This is a genomic window from Novilysobacter selenitireducens, assembly GCF_020026895.1.
Taxonomy (GTDB): Bacteria; Pseudomonadota; Gammaproteobacteria; order Xanthomonadales; family Xanthomonadaceae; genus Lysobacter_C; species Lysobacter_C selenitireducens.
In genome coordinates, this window is sequence record NZ_JAINZW010000002.1 from 89,789 (window position 1) to 106,241 (window position 16,453).

The following is a 16,453-nucleotide window of genomic DNA, read 5'->3' on the forward strand; positions in this document are numbered from 1 at the left end:
GTCCGGGAAGCCCGCTCCACCTTCTGCGACAATGCGCGCCCCCTGTTGTCCGGATGTACTCGCACGTGGCACGCCGTTCCCGCATCGACCCAACCCCGTTTGAAGCTCGCATCACCGACCTGACCCACGACGGCCGAGGCGTCGCCCGACGCGAGGACGGCAAGGCGGTGTTCGTGTCGGGCGCGCTGCCGGACGAGCGGGTGATGGCCGTGCAGTCGGCGAAGAACCGTCACTTCGACGAGGCACGCACGGTCGAGGTACTGGAGGCGTCCGAGCACCGCGTGCAGCCGCGCTGCCCGCATTTCGGCACCTGCGGCGGCTGCGCGCTGCAGCACCTGGCCGAGGACCGCCAGATCATCGCCAAGCAGCGCGTGCTGATGGAGAACCTGGAGCGCATCGGCCACGTTACGCCCGAGCGCGTGCTGCCGCCGCTGACCGACGTGGCCTGGGGCTATCGACGCAAGGGCCGGTTCTCGGTGCGCCGGGTGGAAAAGAAGGGCCGCACGCTGGTCGGCTTCCGCGAGCAGGACCCGCGCTTTGTCGCCGAACTGCACGAATGCCACACGGTGATTCCCGCCATCGGCAGCCGCATCGAAGCACTGGCCGCGCTGGTCGACAGCCTGCAGGCACGCAGTGCGATTCCGCAGATCGAATTCATCGCCGGCGACGCCAACGAGGTGTTCGACGGCGTGGCGCTGACCGTCCGGCATCTGGAGCCGTTGTCGGACGCCGACCGCGATGCGCTGGTTGCCTTCGGGCAGGCGCACCGGGTCGCGATCTTCCTGCAGTCCGGTGGTGTCGACAGCGTGCAGCCGCTGTGGCCGGCGGCGCCAGAGCTGTCGTTCTCGCTGCCCGAGTGGGGCCTGGTCTACGGCTTCAAGCCGCTGGACTTCATCCAGGTCAACGCCGGGCTCAACGGAAAAATGATCCGAAGCGCGCTGGACTTGCTGGATGCGCAGCCGGACGAGCGCGTGCTCGACCTGTTCTGCGGCCTGGGCAACTTCACCCTGCCGCTCGCGCGCAGCGTGCGCTCGGTGGTGGGCGTGGAGGGCGAGGCAGGGCTGGTGGTGCGCGCCCGCGAGAATGCCGCGCGCAACGAGCTGGACAACGCGCAGTTCCACGCCGCCGACCTGGCGCAGGACCTGTCGGGCCACGCGTGGATGCGCGAGGGCTTCGACAAGCTGCTGCTGGATCCGCCGCGCTCGGGCGCCGACTTCGCGCTCACGCAATTGCCGCTCAAGCAGTTCAAGCGGATCGTCTACGTGAGCTGCCACCCGGCCTCTCTCGCGCGTGACGCCGGCTACCTGGTGCGCGAGAAGGGCTGGACGCTGAAGGCCGCCGGCGTGATGGACATGTTCCCGCACACTGCGCACGTGGAGTCGATCGCGATGTTCGAGCCGCGCTGACCGCACAGGGTCCCTGGCCCTTGTAGGAGCGGCTTCAGCCGCGACCGCGTGGCATGCGACGGGACCGGACTTTCGATCGCGCCTGAAGGCGCTCCTACATCACGCGGGTGCAACGTGGCTATCGAAATCGAACGCAAATTCCTCGTTGCCGGTGACGGCTGGCACGCCGCTGCCCACAAGGCCGTGCCCATGGCGCAGGGCTACCTCAATGATCTCGCGGCGATGGATGCCGCGCCCGGGCGCGTGGCGATGAAGGCGTCTGTGCGCGTGCGCATCGCCGGGGACGCGGCGTACCTCAACCTCAAGTCGCGCGAGTTGGGGCACACCCGGCAGGAGTTCGATTACCCGATCCCCGTCGCCGACGCACGCGACCTGCTCGCGCTGTGCATCGGCGGGCTGGTCGACAAGGTCCGCCACTACGTCGACGTTGGCGGACGCGAGTGGGAGGTCGACGAGTTCCTTGGCGACAACGCCGGCCTGGTGGTGGCCGAGCTGGAGTTGGAGTCGGCGGGCGCGGCCTTCGAGCGGCCCGACTGGCTGGGCCGCGAAGTCACGGACAGTGCCCGCTACTACAACCTCGCGTTGGCCACCCGGCCGTATTCGCAGTGGTCGCAGGCCGAGCGCGACGGCAGCGCGCAGTAGGCTCGGCTTCGGCCGAGAGGCCTTCACGTCCCGGCGGGTCAGCTGAACGCGCGCGCCGCCCGCCGGGCTTCTGACACAATGGCCGGCCGTCCCGACCGGACGGATTTCCACGCTTCCGCAAGGATCCAAGCATGCTCGTCATTGGCGTCGCCGGACACGAACTCACCGCGCAGGAGCGCGACTGGCTGCAGCACGATGCCTGCGCCGGCGTGATCCTGTTCACCCGCAACTTCGCCTCGCGCCAGCAGGTGGCCGAGCTGTCGCAGGCCATCCGCGAGGCCGCGCCGCGCCCGCAGCTGGTGTGCGTGGACCAGGAAGGCGGCCGCGTGCAGCGCTTTCGCGAGGGCTACAGCGCATTGCCGCCGCTGGAAGGCTTCGGCCGCCAGTACGCGCAGGACCGCGAGGCCGCGCTCAAGCTGGCCGAGGAACATGCCTGGGTGATGGCCAGCGAAATCAAGGCCACCGGCGTGGACCTGAGTTTCGCCCCGGTCGTCGATTTGGGCCGCGGCAACCGCGCCATCGGCGACCGCGCGTTCTCCGAAGACCCGCAGGTGGTCGCCGACTTCACCCGTGCCTACGTGCGTGGCATGCACGGCGCCGGCATGGCCGCGACGCTCAAGCACTTCCCGGGCCACGGCTCGGTGCTGGAAGACACGCACTTCGATGACGCCGTGGACCCGCGTCCGCTGGATGAGATCCGCGCGCTGGACCTGGTGCCCTTCGAGGCCGGCATCGCCGCCGGCGCCGATGCGGTGATGATGGCGCACGTGGTGTATCCGGAAGTCGCACCCGAACCCGCCGGCTATTCGAAGGTCTGGATCGAGGACATCCTGCGCAAGGAGATGGGTTTCCGCGGCGTGGTGTTCTCCGACGACATCGGCATGGCGGCGGCGTTCTCCGCCGGCGGCATCAAGCAGCGCGTCGACCTTCACCTGGACGCCGGTTGCGACGTGGTGCTGGTGTGCCATCCGGAGCTGGTCGAGGAGTCGCTCAAGGCCGTCGAAGGCCGGGCATTGAACACGATGGCGCTGGTCAACCTGATCGGCCGCGGCCCGACGGGCTGGGACGGCCTGCTGGCCGACGCGCGCTACACCGCCTCGCGCGGTCGCCTGGAGGGCATGGCATGACCCGCGCGCCGGGCAGCCCGCCGTCTCTGGCCGATGCGGTGGCCAATGCCGACGTCATCCACGACCGCGGCACGCTCGAGCAGGCCATCGACCGCATGGCCGTGGGCATCGCCGACGACTACGCCGGCAGCGTGCCCGTGTACCTGACGATCATGCACGGCGGCATGCCGTTCGCCGCGCAGCTGGCGTTCGCGTTGGGCGAGCGCGGCCTGGACCTGGAATTCGACTACCTGCACGCCACCCGCTACCGCGGCGAAACTTCCGGAGGCGAGCTGGTGTGGAAGCACCGTCCGGCCACGCCGCTACAGGGCCGCCGCGTGCTGCTGGTCGACGACATCCTGGACGAGGGCCACACCATGGCCGGCATCGTCGCCTGGTGCCGCGAGCAGGGCGCCAGCGATGTGCGCATTGCCGCGCTGGCGGTGAAGGTACACGGCCGCTGCGTACCGGGCGTATGCGCCGACTACGCGGGCGTGGAAGTGCCGGACCGCTACGTCTTCGGCTACGGCATGGATTTCCATGAGCAGGGCCGCAACCTGCCGGCAATCTACGCGCTGCGGTAGTCGTTTGCTGTAGGAGCGGCTTCAGCCGCGATCGCATGCGCGACGTCCCACATGATTACCACGTTCGCGGCTGAAGCCGCCCCTACAACGGCCAGGTGACGCATGACCACCAGCACCGACACCATCGACCTCGCCGTCATCGGCGGCACCGGCCTGTATGCGCTGGCCGACTTGGAAAACCCCGAGGCGCACCAGCCTCCGACTCCGTATGGCGCGCTTTCGGGTCCGGTGCGGGTCGGCACGTTCGCGGGGCGTCGCGTCGCATTCCTCGCGCGGCACGGCGAGGGCCATTCGGTACCGCCTCACAAGATCAACTACCGCGCCAACCTCGCCGCGTTCAAGGCATTGGGTGCGACGCGCGTGCTGGCGCTCAACACCGTCGGCGGCATCACCGAGCGTTTCGGGCCGCGGGTGCTGGCGTGCCCGGACCAGCTCATCGACTACACCTGGGGCCGCATCTCCACGCTGTGCGAGGAGCCGGGCACCGAGGTGCTGCATGTCGATTTCGGCGAGCCCTACACCCGCAGCCTGCGCGCCGCGGTGGTCGCCGCCGCGGCGCGTGGCGGTGTCCCGCTGGTGGACGGCGGCTGCTATGGCGCGACCCAGGGGCCGCGGCTGGAAACGCGCGCGGAGATTGCCCGCATGCGCCGCGACGGCTGCGACCTGGTCGGCATGACCGGCATGCCCGAGGCCGGGCTGGCGCGCGAACTGGGGCTGGACTACGCGTGCCTGGCCATCGTCGCCAACTGGGCGGCGGGCGCGGGCCCGGACCCGGACGAGGTGATCACGCTGCAGGACGTTCTCGACAACGTGGCGGCCGCATCCGCGGGCCTGCCGGCGCTGCTGCGGGCGCTGCTCGACGGCTGAGGCGGCACGTTCGTCGGAACGGCGATTGTCAAGCCGCCATTCAGTTTGCATACTCGGCTGGCGTCCTGGTCGCCCCACGCGCCGGCGCAGTCATCGCACCCAGCATGAGGTCATCAAGGATATGCAGTACGGCACCGTGAAGTGGTTCAACGACGCGAAGGGATTCGGATTCATCTCGCCGGAAGACGGCAGCGCCGATGTCTTCGCCCATTTCTCCGCGATCAACGCCAAGGGCTTCCGCAGCCTGCAGGAAGGCCAGCGCGTCAGCTACGAGGTCACCCAGGGCCCCAAGGGCGCCCAGGCCTCCAACATCACGCCGGCGGAATAAGTTCGACACGCCTGCGATCGATGTGACTTGAGGCCCCGCTCCGGCGGGGCCTTTTTGTTGGGCGTTTCCCGGCGCATGGAGCAGGGGCGGCTGCGTTAGATTCACGCCATCCGACACGGAGCGACGCGATGTCACCGCACCTTGATGCCGGCGCCACCCACGCGGTCGAAAACCAGCCGCCCGAGTTCGCCCCGCGCGACCTGTGGCGCGATGACCTGGCCCTGCGCGAGGCGTCCGACCGCGAGGGCGCGCGCCCCTTCGTCGAAGCGCTGGCGCGCTACGGCGCGCTCGCCGGCGACGGGCTGTACGCGCTGGCGCACGACGCCCACCGCGACCGTCCGCGCCTGCGCACGCACGACCGGCTCGGCCACCGCATCGACCGCGTCGAGTTCCACCCCGCCTACCACGGCCTGATGGAGGCCGCGGTCGGCCACGGCGTGGCGGGACTGTCCTGGCACCAGCCGGGCCCGGGTGCGCACGTGGCGCGCGCCGCCCTCAGCTACCTGCACCACCAGGCCGATCCCGGCACCAGTTGCCCGCTGACCATGACCCACGCCGCGGTTCCCGTGCTGCGCCGCGAGCCATCCTTGGCCGAGTGGGCCGACAAGGCCGCCGAGCCACATTACGACCCGCGGGACGTGCCGATCTCCGACAAGCCCGGCATCACCCTGGGCATGGGCATGACCGAGAAGCAGGGCGGCAGCGACGTGCGGACCAACACGACCACCGCGACGCCTGACAGTGATGGCAATAGTGATGGCTACCGCCTGGTCGGCCACAAGTGGTTCTTCTCCGCGCCGATGAGCGACGGCTTCCTCGTGCTCGCGCAGGCGCCGGGCGGCTTGACCTGCCTGCTGATGCCGCGCCGGTTGCCGGACGGGTCGAAGAACGCCTTCGAGCTGATGCGCCTGAAGGACAAGCTGGGGGACTGGTCGAACGCGTCGTCCGAGGTGGAGTTCCGCGGCGCCCGCGCGTGGCGCGTGGGCGAGGAGGGGCGCGGCATCGCCACCATCCTGGAGATGGTGATGCTGACGCGGCTGGACTGCATGCTCGGGTCGGCCGCGCAGATGCGCATGGCGTTGGCGCATGCCGTGCACCACGCCCGGCACCGGCGTGCGTTCGGGGCGCGCCTCATCGACCAGCCGCTGATGCGGACCGTGCTGGCCGACCTGGCGTTGGAGGCCGAAGCCGCGCTGGCGCTTTCGATGCGCGTGGCCGGCGCGGTCGACCGCGCGCCGACCGACACCTCGGAGGCGGCCTTCGCGCGCATCGCCACGGCGATCGGCAAGTTCTGGATCTGCAAGCGCACACCCGCCTTCGTCAACGAGGCGCAGGAGTGCCTGGGCGGCGCCGGTTACGTGGAAGAGTCCATCCTGCCGCGGCTGTACCGGCAGGCGCCGCTCAACTCGATCTGGGAGGGCAGCGGCAACGTCCAGTGCCTGGACGTGTTGCGCGCGCTGGCCCGGGAGCCGGACACCGGGTCGGCCGTGTGGGACGAACTGCAGGTCGATGCCGGTGCGGAACACGCCGCGCTGGTCGAGAAGCTGAAGCCGGCGCTGCTGGAAGGGCAGGCGATTGCCCCCGAGGCGGCGCGCGGCCTCGTGTCATCACTGGCGCTGGCGCTGCAGTGCGCGGTGCTGGCGCGGGTGGGCAGTCCATCGGTCGACGCCTTCAGCCGGTCGCGGATCGGGCCCGGGCGGGGTGGTGTGTTCGGTGCATCGCCACCACTGGACACCGCCGCGGCTCTGGTCGAGCGGGTCCTGCCGACATAGGGCCACGGCCTTACCGCAGCGTTGCGCCGATGGAGAGGCGGTGGCGACCCGCTGCGCGTTACGGTGGATGCCCCCCGTTGCACCGGAGCACCTTCGTGATCGAGTTGCACTACTGGCCCACGCCCAACGGCTACAAGATCCGCCTGTTCCTCGAAGAAGCGGGACTCGAGCACCGGATCGTGCCGGTCGACATCGGCCAGGGCGACCAGTTCAAGCCGGATTTCCTGGCGATCTCGCCCAACAACAAGATGCCCGCCATCGTCGACCACGCGCCGGCCGACGGCGGTGACCCGCTGTCGCTGTTCGAGTCCGGCGAGATCCTGTTGTACCTGGCCGAGAAGACCGGCCGATTCCTCCCGACGGGCACGCGCGAACGCCACCGCGCCCTGCAGTGGCTGTTCTGGCAGGTCGCGGGCCTCGGGCCGATGGCGGGGCAGGCCGGGCACTTCCGCGTCTATGCGACGGAGAAGATCGAGTACGGCATCGACCGCTACACCCGCGAGGTGTCGCGCCTGTACGGCGTGCTGGATCGGCAGTTGCAGGGCCGGGCATTCGTAGCCGGGGACGCCTATTCCATCGTCGACATGGCCATCTACCCGTGGATCGTGCCTTTCGAAGCGCACGGACAGGCGCTGTCCGATTTCCCCCACTTGGCACGCTGGTTCAAGTCGGTGCGCGAACGACCGGCGACGGTGAAGGTCTACGAGGACCCGTCGACCGCGTATTCGTCGAACGAGCCGCTCACTGACGAGGCGCGGCGCATCCTGTTCGGGCAGGGCGCGAAACGCGGCTGAGGCCGCGCCCGCCGCTCAGTCCAGGAACTGCAGCCGCGCCAGTTCCGCGTACAGGCCGCCTTCGGCGACCAGCGCGTCGTGCGTGCCCTCGGCGACGATGCGGCCGTGGTCCATCACCACGATGCGGTCGGCCTTGAGCACGGTCGCCAGGCGGTGGGCCACGACGATCGTGGTGCGGCCTTCCATCAGCGTTTCCAGCGCCTGCTGCACGGCGCGCTCGCTCTGCGCGTCGAGCGCACTGGTCGCCTCGTCCAGCAGCAGGATCGGTGCGTCCTTGAGCAGCGCGCGGGCGATGGCAATGCGTTGCTGCTGGCCGCCCGACAGACGCGCACCGCGCTCGCCCAGCTCGGTGTCCAGGCCCTGGGGCAGGGCGGCAATGAAATCGTCGGCATGGGCGGCGCGCACCGCGGCGTCGATCTCGGCATCGGTGGCGTCCAACCGGCCGTAGCGGATGTTCTCGCGCGCGCTGGCGGCGAAGATTGTCGGCTGTTGCGGCACCAGCGCGATGGCTTCGCGCAGGTCGGCCGGGTCCAGCGTGCGCACGTCGAGCCCGTCCACGCGCACGGCGCCCGCGCCGGGGTCCGGGTCGTGGAATCGCAGCAGCAATGAGAAGACCGTGCTCTTGCCGGCGCCGGAGGGGCCGACCAGCGCGACGGTCTCGCCGGGGCGTACGTGCAGGGTGAAGTGCTCCAGCGCGGCGCGGTCGGGGCGCTGCGGGTAGTGGAACGCCACGTCCTCCAGCACCACCTCGCCGCGGACCGGTTGCGGCAGCGCGGCGGGGTGCTCGGGGGGGCGCACGCCCGGCTCTTCCTGCAGCAACTCGCTGATGCGGCCCATGCCGCCGGCCGCGCGTTGCAACTCGTTGAAGACCTCGGCCAGGGCGCCAACCGAGCCGCCGCCAATCAGCGCGTACAGCACGAACTGGCCGAGCGTGCCCGCACTCATGCGCCCGGCGATCACGTCGTGCGCGCCCGACCACAGCACCAGCGTGATCGCGCCGAAGATCAAAGTGATGGCAATGGCCGTGACCCACGCCTGCGCCTGGATGCGGCGCCGCGCGGTGCCCACGGCGATCGCCAGCGCCTCGCCGAAGCGGCCGCGCTCGTAGGGTTCGCGCGCATGGGCCTGCACGGTACGCACCGCGCCAAGGGTCTCGTTGGCCAGCGCGTTGGCGTCGGCGACGCGGTCCTGCGCGGCGCGCGAGATCTTCTGCAGGCGGCGGCCGCCCAGCACAATCGGCAGCACAGCCAGCGGGATGCCGACCAGCGCGTAAGCCGCCAGTCGCGGACTGGTGACGAACAGCATCGCGATGCTGCCGGTGAAGGTCACGATGCTGCGCAGCGCCACCGACATGCTGGAGCCGACCACGCTGCGCAGCAGCTCGGCGTCGGCGGTCAGGCGCGAGACCAGTTCGCCGCTGCGGTTGCGGTCGTGGAAGCCGGCGTCCAGTGCGATCAGGTGGGCGTACAGGCGCTCGCGCAGGTCGGCGACCACGCGCTCGCCCAGCAGCGACACAAAGAAGAAGCGCGCCGCCGTCGCAAAAGCCAGCACCAGCGCGACGGCGAACAGCAGCAGGAACGCGCGATCAATCGCGCTGCCGCCGCCCTGGGCGAAGCCCTGGTCGATCATCACCCGGAACGCGTACGGCAGGCTGAGCGTGGCGCTGCTGGAGGCGGCAAGCGCCAGCAGCCACGCCACGAACAGGGCGCGGTGGCGTTGCACGAAGGGCCAGAGGGTGCGCAGCCGGCCGATCGGGGCCTTGGCCGGCGCGCTGGAAGCGGTGGCATCGTTCATCCGGCCATTGTCCTTCATCCGGCGGGCGCAGCGTCACCATCCCCTGCAGGAGCGGCTTCGGCCGCGAAGCGACACGCCCGGACCCGCAATGCGAGCGTAGGGGCGACGTGAGTCGCGATCGGCGGTGCGCGGGGTCGCGACTTACGTCGCTCCTACAAAGGATGGGAGAGTCCCACCGCGGCTTCGCGGCTGAAGCCGCTCCTACAGGGGCTGTGTGGATGCGTCGCCTTCGATGCGGACGCGCGCGCGGTCACGGGTGGCATCACGCAACTGGTCGACCAGCGCATCGACGCGATCGACGGGCAGCCGCAGGTGCACATGGCCGCCGCCCGCGTCGAATCGTTCGTCGAGCTTCTCGGCGTCATGTGCCGCCAGCGCGGCGTGCACGGCACCGGTGTCCTCGAACGGGTAGGCGACATGGACCTCGCACACCGCGACCAGCGGTTGGCGTGCAGCGGTCCGCAGGCATTCGGCCGCCGCACCGCCGTAGGCCCGCACCAGTCCACCGGCACCGAGCTTGATCCCGCCGTACCAGCGGGTGACGACCACCGCCACCCGGTCCAGTCCCTGGCCCTCGATGGCGGCGAGGATCGGACGTCCCGCGGTGCCGCCGGGCTCGCCGTCGTCGTTGAAACGGTACTCGGACCCGATGCGGTAGGCCCAGCAGTTGTGCGTGGCCGCCGGATCGCCGACTTCGGCGAAAAACGCCAGGGCGGCGTCGGGCGAGTCCACCGGTGCGGCCTGCGCCAGGAAACGGCTGTGCTTGACGTCGATGGAATGCGACGCGCGGGTGGCCAGGGTGTCCTGGCTCACGGGGCGGGCGGTGACGCGGTCTGCAGCGGTCGCAGGTCGTCGGGCAGCGCATGCGACGGATGCGCCTCGACGAAGCGTTCCAGCAACGCGCGGGCGGCGTCGGTTTCGCCCGCGTCGCGCAGTCGCCGGATCTCGGCGAACCATTCCGATGGCGGATGGTCGGGCGTCAGCCCGTCTACTGACGGCGCCGCCGCCGCCGCCGCCGCCGCAGCCGGCGCCACGGCCGCAGACTCGCGACCCGCCTCACGCGCCGCCGCCTGGCGCAGTGCCCGCGACTCGGCCATCGCGGCCGATGCCGCGCGGGCGCTGGTCGTGTAGCTGTGGCGGCGCTCGGGTGCCTGCGTCTGCGCTTCCTGCACGCCTTCCTGCGACGTAGCAGCAGACTCGGCCGCGGCCGTGGGTGCCACGGCGACAGCGGCGACGGGCGGCGGCGGTGCGGGAGGCGCGGCACTGTCCGCGACGGCCGCGGGCGTGTCGGATACGGCGTCAGTCGAGCGATCGGCGCCGGCATCTGCCACATCGCGCTGCGGGGCCGGTGCCGTAGCCATGGCCGTGCGCTTGCGGACTTGCGGCTCGGCGATGCGCTCGGCTGCGGGCGCCACCTCGGTGGATTCCGCCGGCGGGGCGGCAGGTGCAAGGACGCGTGGCCGACCCGAGGCCACGGGTTGCGCGGGCACGAAGCCGCCATCGGCGACCGGCGCCTCGCCGCGCTCGGCCACGACGGTGCCAGGGGGCTGCAGTTGCCAGACCACGCCCAGCACCAGGGCCATGGAGGCGGCCAGGCCCGCGCCCGTGAGCCAGCCGGCCGGCAGTGCGAGCACGCGTCGCATGCTGCGGCGACGGGGCGCCGCGCCAGGCCCGGTCGCCGCGTGGGCGGCGGCGAGGATGCGCGCGTCCAGTGCCGCGGACGGCCCCTCGTGCGGGCCCAGGCGGGCCAGGCGAGCGGCCATCTCACGCTCGTCCGGCGTCAGGGGCTCGCGCGGCGGTGGTCGGGGTGTGGATGTCATTCGTTGAGCCTCGCGCGCAGCTTGTCCATGGCATAGCGCAGCCTGGATTTCACGGTCTCGCGTCCGACCCCGGTGACCTGCCCGATCTCCTCCAGGCTGAGCTCCTGTTCGAGTCGCAGCAGCACGGTCTCGCGCTGCTCGTCGGGCAGGTCCTCGATTGCCCGCTGCAGGCGCCGGCGCTGTTCGAATTCCGAGAGCTCGCGTTCGGGCGTGGTCGGGTCGGGGACGCGCGCGGCGCGCAGATCGGCGTCGACGGGGGCCGCGGGGCGGTGTTTCAGGGCGCGCCAGTGGTCGCCCAGCCGATTGTGGGCGATGCGGAACAGCCAGGCACTGAACGCGGCCTCCGGCGTCCAGCCTTCGCGCGCGCCGATCACGCGCTGCCAGGTGTCCTGGAAGATCTCGTCGGCCAGCGCGCCGTCGCGGGTGTGCCGCAGCAGGAAGCGATAGAGCGGGCCGCGGTGGCGGGCATAGAGCTGCTCGAACGCCTGTACGTCGCCGCCCACCCAGGCGTGCATCAGCACCTCGTCGGCCGGCTCCGGGGCGGGGACGGCGGCAGGGTCGGGGGCGGAGTCCATCGGCCCAAGGGTACGGATGGACGTTGCCGCCGGGAAGCGGGTGGTGCATGGTGCCGGGTGCAGAGCGGGCGCAGGCGTCGCTGGGGTGGGAGGCGGGGGCATCCCGTGTCCAACGCGCGACCCGCCGGGACGGGGTTGGAAGGGATGAACAGGGGAGGGCGCGGTATGCTCGCGCCGGCGAGGGAGGAGCAGCGCTTGGCGCAGACCATGGATTCGCGGATGCAGGATTCCATCCGGGAACGGGTGCCGTTCATGGACCCGCTGGCCAGCGTCCTGCAACGCGCCCTGCCCACCGGTTCGAGCGTCTCGGTGCGCTGGAAAGAGGCCAACGGCGGGATGGTCGCCTCCGATTGCGGCGACGTGCAGGTGTCCCTGCGCGACACCGCCGATGCGCTGATCGGTGGCGCCGCCGGGGGGCAGCCGGATCCGCATCGTTTCGGCTTGGCGTGGACCACGCGGGATGGCACGCCTGTCGTCATCGCAGCCCTGCTGTCCGAACCGCTGGCCGAGCAGTCCTTGACGGCGTGGTCGAGCATGGCCCAGCGCGTGGTCGAGTCGTACATCGCCACCGCCCGGGCGCACGCGCGTGCCGAGCAGCTGGAGAAGTCCGAGCGCCTGCAGCAGGCGCTGTACGAGATCGCCGACCTGTCGGGGTCGGACCTGGAGATGGCCGAGATGCTGCGCCGCATCCATGCGGTGGTCGGCGGCCTGATGTACGCGGAAAACTTCTACATCGTGCTGTACGACGACGCCAGCGACGCGTTCCGCTTCCTGTACTTCGCCGACCGCATCGACACCTTCGTCGCCGATCCCACGCAGGAGATCAGTGCCTCGGAGTCACCCAACAGCCTGACGATGGCGCTGCTGCACCATGGCGAACCGGTGCAGGGCTCCTCGGACGAGGTCCGTAAGCAGCTCGGGCTGGAATTCGACGAGCGCCATGGCCCCGACAGCCGCGACTGGCTGGGCGTGCCGATGCGCCGCGACGACCGCGTCTGCGGCGCGATCGTCGTGCAGAGCTACGACCGCGAGGAAACCTACGGCGAGGAAGAACGCGCGCTGCTGTCGTTCGTCGCCCAGCACATCCTGACCGCGCTGGACCGCCACCAGGCACGCGAGGAACTCGAGCGCCGGGTCGAGGAACGGACCCAGGCGCTGCAGCAGAGCAACCGCCACCTGCAGGCCGAGATCATCGAGCGGCACCGTGCCGAGCAGTTGCAGCGCGCGCTGTTCCGCATCGCCGAGCTGTCGATGACATCCGAGACGCTCGAGCAGTTCTACGCCAAGGTGCACGAGGTGGTGGGCGAACTGCTGTACGCCCGCAACTTCTACATCGCGCTGGTTTCCGAGGACGGCGAGTGGCTGGAGTTCCCGTACTCCATCGACGAGCGCGACCCGCGCCGCGAAACCCGCCGACTGTCGGCCGGCCTCACCGAATACGTGCTGCGCAACGGCCTGCCGCTGCTCGCCGACCGCACCCAGGTCGACCTGCTGCAGGCGCGCGGCGCCGCGCGCAGCCACGGCACGCTGGCGCACTTCTGGCTGGGTGTACCGCTGATGCGCGACGACGACGTGGTCGGCGTTATCGCGGTGCAGAGCTATTCCCCGGACGTGGTGTTCACGCCGCGCGACCAGGAGTTGCTCACCTTCGTTGCCCACCACATCAGCAGCGGCCTCGCGCGCAAGCAGGCGCAGGACCGGCTGGTGGCCGCGCATGCCGAACTCGAGCAGCGCGTGCAGGCACGGACCCACGAGCTCGCGCGCGCCAACAGCGAGCTGATGGAACAGATCGGAGAGCGCACGCGCGCCGAAGAGCAATTGACCCACCAGGCGCGCCACGACGCTCTGACCGGGCTGCCCAATCGCGCACAACTGCTGGATCGCCTTGCCGATGCCATTGCGCGCGCGCGGCGCGAGCCCTCGCGCCACTTCGCCGTGCTGTTCCTCGACCTGGACCGCTTCAAGTTGGTCAACGACAGCGTCGGGCATTCGGCGGGCGACGAACTGCTGGTGGAGGCGGGCCGGCGCATCGTGTCGGCCGTTCGCGGCGGGGACTCGGTTGCGCGCCTGGGCGGCGACGAGTTCGCGGTGCTGGTGCAGGAGATCGATGGGCTGGATGCGGCGGAGGAGCTCGCGCAGCGCATCCTCACCGCGCTCGGGCAGCCGTGCTGGATCGGCGGTCGCGAAGTGTTTCCGTCGGCCAGCCTCGGCATTGCGCTGTGGCACCCGCGCTATGAAACCGGCGCCGAGTTGCTGCGCGACTCCGATGCGGCGATGTACCGAGCCAAGGCATCCGGCCGGGACCGCTGGGCCGTGTTCGACGAGGACATGCGCGAGCAGGCGGGGCAGATCCTGGACCTGGAGGCGGACCTGCGGCGCGCGATCAACGGCGAAGGCTTCGTCGCGTTCTACCAGCCCATCGTGCGCCTGGCCGACCGCCAGGTGATCGGCCACGAGGCGTTGCTGCGTTGGCGCCACGAGCGCCGCGGCCTGCTGCTGCCCAGCGAGTTCATCGGCGTGGGCGAGCACAGCGGGTTGATCGAGGAAGTCGACTGGATCATGTACCGCCAGGTTGCCGAGCAACTGGCCAAGGGCGGTCCCGGTTACATCTCGATGAACGTGTCGCCGCGCCATTTCCGCGCCAGCGACTTCGCGGACCGGCTGCTGCGGCTGGTGGAGGACAGTGGGGCGGATCCGCAGCGGCTGCGCATCGAGATCACCGAGGTGGCGCTGCTGGACGACGTGCCGCGCGCCCTGCGCACGCTCCAGCAGTTGCGCGGGCACGGGATCATGGCGCAGCTGGATGATTTCGGTACGGGCTATTCCGCGCTGTCGTACCTGCACCGGTTCCCGATCGAGTGCCTGAAAATCGACCAGAGCTTCGTCGCGGGGCTGACGGGCGACAGCCGACCCGAGTCGGTCGCGGTGGTGCGCGCGATCCAGGCGCTGGCCGGCACGCTGGGCATCCACACCATCGGCGAGGGTGTCGAAACCGAGGAGCAGCGCACCGCATTGCGCGAGCTCGGTTGCGCGCACGGGCAGGGCTACCTGTTCGGCCGGCCCGCGGAAGCCATGGCGGCGGTAGCGGGCACCGCAGGCGTCGCGCACTAGGCCGGGTTGCCATACGGCGCTCTGGATCGAGGTCCGGACGCGCTCGAACGGGCTATGCCTTCGAGGCATCCCGGATCACCAGAAGGCGGGGCTCGGTCATGTCCTCGATCGCGCAGCGCACGCCTTCGCGGCCCAGGCCGGACTGCTTGATGCCGCCGTAGGGCATGTTGTCGACGCGGAAACTGGGCACGTCGCCGACGACCACGCCGCCCACTTCCAGACGGTCCCACGCGCGCATCGCATGGTCGAGCCGCCCCGTGAACACGCCTGCCTGCAGGCCGAACTCGCTGTCGTTGACTGCGTCGATGGCCGCGTCGAAGTCGTCGAACGGCTCGATCAGCGCGACCGGGCCGAAGGCCTCCTTGCGGTAGAGGTCGGCATCGCGCGGCACCTTCTCGAGCAACGCTGCCGGAAGCATGTTGCCGTCGCGTGGCGCGCCCGCCAGCACCTTCGCGCCGGCCTTGCGCGCGTCGGCGATCCAGCGCTCCACGCGCTTGGCGGCGTCCTCGTCGATCATCGGACCGATGAAGGTCGACTCCTCGCGCGGGTCGCCCATGCGCAGCTTCGCCACGGCGGCCTTGAGCTTGCGGCGCAGCTTGTCGTGGATGTCGGCGTGGGCGTAGATGCGCTGCACGCTGATGCAGCTCTGGCCGCTCTGGTAGTAACCGCCGAACACCAGCCGCTCGACGACGTGGTCCAGTGGCGCGCCGGGGTCGGCATCGACAATGCAGGCGGCGTTGCCGCCCAGCTCCAGCGTCACCTTCTTGCGGCCGGCCCGGGCTTTCAGGTCCCAGCCGACCAGTCCACCGGTGAAACTCAAAAGCGCGATGCGCTCGTCCTCGATCAGCTGCGCGGCGTCCTCGTTGGAACACGGCATCACCGAGAACGCACCCTTGGGCAGGTTCGTCTCCGCCAGCACCTCGGCGATGATCAGCGCGCCGACCGGTGTCTTGGCCGCCGGCTTGAGCACGAACGGGCAACCGGCCGCGATCGCCGGCGCGACCTTGTGCGCCACCAGGTTGAGCGGGAAGTTGAACGGGGTGATGAAGCTGCACACGCCGATCGGGACGTGCCGCGTCATGCCGCGGTAGCCGTCGGTGCGCGCACTGATCGCCAGCTCCAGCACTTCGCCACCGATGCGCGTGGCCTCGCCGGCGGCGATGCGGAAGGTGTCGATCAGCCGGGTGACTTCACCTCGCGCATCGTTGATCGGCTTGCCGGCCTCGATGCACAGCGCCAGCGCCAGCTCCTCCTGCCGCGCCTCGAAGCGCTTGACGCAATGTTCCAGGACGTCGCGCCTCGCATGCGGCGGAAAGGCGGCCATCGCGCCGCGCGCCTTGTGCGCGGCGACGATCGCCTTGCGCACCGCCACGCCATCGGCCATCGCCACGCGGGTTACGCGCTTGCCGCTGTACTTGTCGCGCACGTCCAGGTCGGTGTTGGCGGCGACCGGGCGGTTGGCGAGGTAGTAGGGGTAGGTCTTCTTGAGCGTGGGCATGGGCGTCCTCCGGTGTGCAGGCTGGCGCAGTGCGGGTTAACACGGGGTCACGTGCGTACCGTCGGCGCTCTTGTAGGAGTGGCTTCAGCCGCGATCGCCTCCCGGCGCCGTCGTAGGAGCGACGTGAGTCGCGACCGGTGGCCGCGCATTCGATAG

14 protein-coding genes are annotated in these 16,453 nt (G+C 70.5%); 9 read left to right on the forward strand and 5 right to left on the reverse strand.

Annotated elements, in window-relative coordinates:
- The first annotated feature begins 65 nt into the window (after window positions 1-65).
- The 8 genes from rlmD to K6753_RS04260 all read left to right on the forward strand — a co-directional run bounded on the left by rlmD (window position 66) and on the right by K6753_RS04260 (window position 7,499).
- Complete coding sequence (gene rlmD, locus K6753_RS04225) at window positions 66-1,406, forward strand: 23S rRNA (uracil(1939)-C(5))-methyltransferase RlmD (protein WP_223674941.1); 1,341 nt, start codon at window positions 66-68, stop codon at window positions 1,404-1,406.
- A 114-nt stretch (window positions 1,407-1,520) separates the two neighbouring features.
- Window positions 1,521-2,048, forward strand: coding sequence for a CYTH domain-containing protein (locus K6753_RS04230; RefSeq protein WP_223674942.1), 528 nt, complete (start codon window positions 1,521-1,523; stop codon window positions 2,046-2,048).
- Window positions 2,049-2,179: 131 nt separating this feature from the next.
- On the forward strand, window positions 2,180-3,175 hold the full coding sequence (gene nagZ, locus K6753_RS04235) for a beta-N-acetylhexosaminidase (RefSeq protein ID WP_223674943.1): 996 nt from the start codon (window positions 2,180-2,182) through the stop codon (window positions 3,173-3,175).
- On the forward strand, window positions 3,172-3,738 hold the full coding sequence (locus K6753_RS04240) for a hypoxanthine-guanine phosphoribosyltransferase (protein ID WP_223674944.1): 567 nt from the start codon (window positions 3,172-3,174) through the stop codon (window positions 3,736-3,738). The genes nagZ and K6753_RS04240 overlap by 4 nt, the downstream gene beginning before the upstream one ends.
- Before the next feature lie 102 nt (window positions 3,739-3,840).
- Window positions 3,841-4,605: an S-methyl-5'-thioinosine phosphorylase gene (locus tag K6753_RS04245; RefSeq protein WP_223674945.1), complete on the forward strand. Its 765-nt coding sequence runs from the start codon at window positions 3,841-3,843 to the stop codon at window positions 4,603-4,605.
- 121 nt (window positions 4,606-4,726) lie between these two features.
- Window positions 4,727-4,933, forward strand: a complete 207-nt coding sequence (locus K6753_RS04250) for a cold-shock protein (protein ID WP_223674946.1) — start codon at window positions 4,727-4,729, stop codon at window positions 4,931-4,933.
- A 128-nt stretch (window positions 4,934-5,061) separates the two neighbouring features.
- Complete coding sequence (locus K6753_RS04255; RefSeq protein ID WP_223674947.1) at window positions 5,062-6,705, forward strand: acyl-CoA dehydrogenase family protein; 1,644 nt, start codon at window positions 5,062-5,064, stop codon at window positions 6,703-6,705.
- A 95-nt stretch (window positions 6,706-6,800) separates the two neighbouring features.
- Window positions 6,801-7,499 carry a glutathione binding-like protein gene (locus K6753_RS04260; protein WP_223674948.1) on the forward strand — a complete coding sequence of 233 codons (699 nt, stop codon included), beginning with the start codon at window positions 6,801-6,803 and terminating at the stop codon, window positions 7,497-7,499.
- A gap of 15 nt (window positions 7,500-7,514) precedes the next feature.
- On the opposite strand, the gene K6753_RS04265 is transcribed toward K6753_RS04260, so the two are convergent.
- The 4 genes from K6753_RS04265 to K6753_RS04280 form a co-directional block, all read right to left on the reverse strand.
- A complete protein-coding gene (locus K6753_RS04265) occupies window positions 7,515-9,293 on the reverse strand; it encodes an ABC transporter transmembrane domain-containing protein (RefSeq protein ID WP_223674949.1) in 1,779 nt (592 codons plus the stop codon).
- Window positions 9,294-9,494: 201 nt separating this feature from the next.
- On the reverse strand, window positions 9,495-10,106 hold the full coding sequence (locus K6753_RS04270) for an IMPACT family protein (RefSeq protein ID WP_223674950.1): 612 nt from the start codon (window positions 10,104-10,106) through the stop codon (window positions 9,495-9,497).
- Window positions 10,103-11,113, reverse strand: a complete 1,011-nt coding sequence (locus K6753_RS04275; RefSeq protein ID WP_223674951.1) for a hypothetical protein — start codon at window positions 11,111-11,113, stop codon at window positions 10,103-10,105. Before K6753_RS04275 ends, K6753_RS04270 begins: the two co-directional genes overlap by 4 nt.
- Window positions 11,110-11,688, reverse strand: a complete 579-nt coding sequence (locus K6753_RS04280) for an RNA polymerase sigma factor (protein ID WP_223674952.1) — start codon at window positions 11,686-11,688, stop codon at window positions 11,110-11,112. Before K6753_RS04280 ends, K6753_RS04275 begins: the two co-directional genes overlap by 4 nt.
- A 252-nt stretch (window positions 11,689-11,940) precedes the next feature.
- Between K6753_RS04280 and K6753_RS04285 the strand changes: the two genes are divergently transcribed.
- Window positions 11,941-14,799 (forward strand): bifunctional diguanylate cyclase/phosphodiesterase, encoded by a 2,859-nt coding sequence (locus tag K6753_RS04285; RefSeq protein WP_425492078.1) that lies wholly within the window; start codon window positions 11,941-11,943, stop codon window positions 14,797-14,799.
- A gap of 52 nt (window positions 14,800-14,851) precedes the next feature.
- On the opposite strand, the gene K6753_RS04290 is transcribed toward K6753_RS04285, so the two are convergent.
- Entirely contained in the window at window positions 14,852-16,297 is a 1,446-nt protein-coding gene (locus K6753_RS04290; protein ID WP_223674953.1) for an aldehyde dehydrogenase family protein, read from the reverse strand.
- Between the last annotated feature and the right edge of the window lie 156 nt (window positions 16,298-16,453).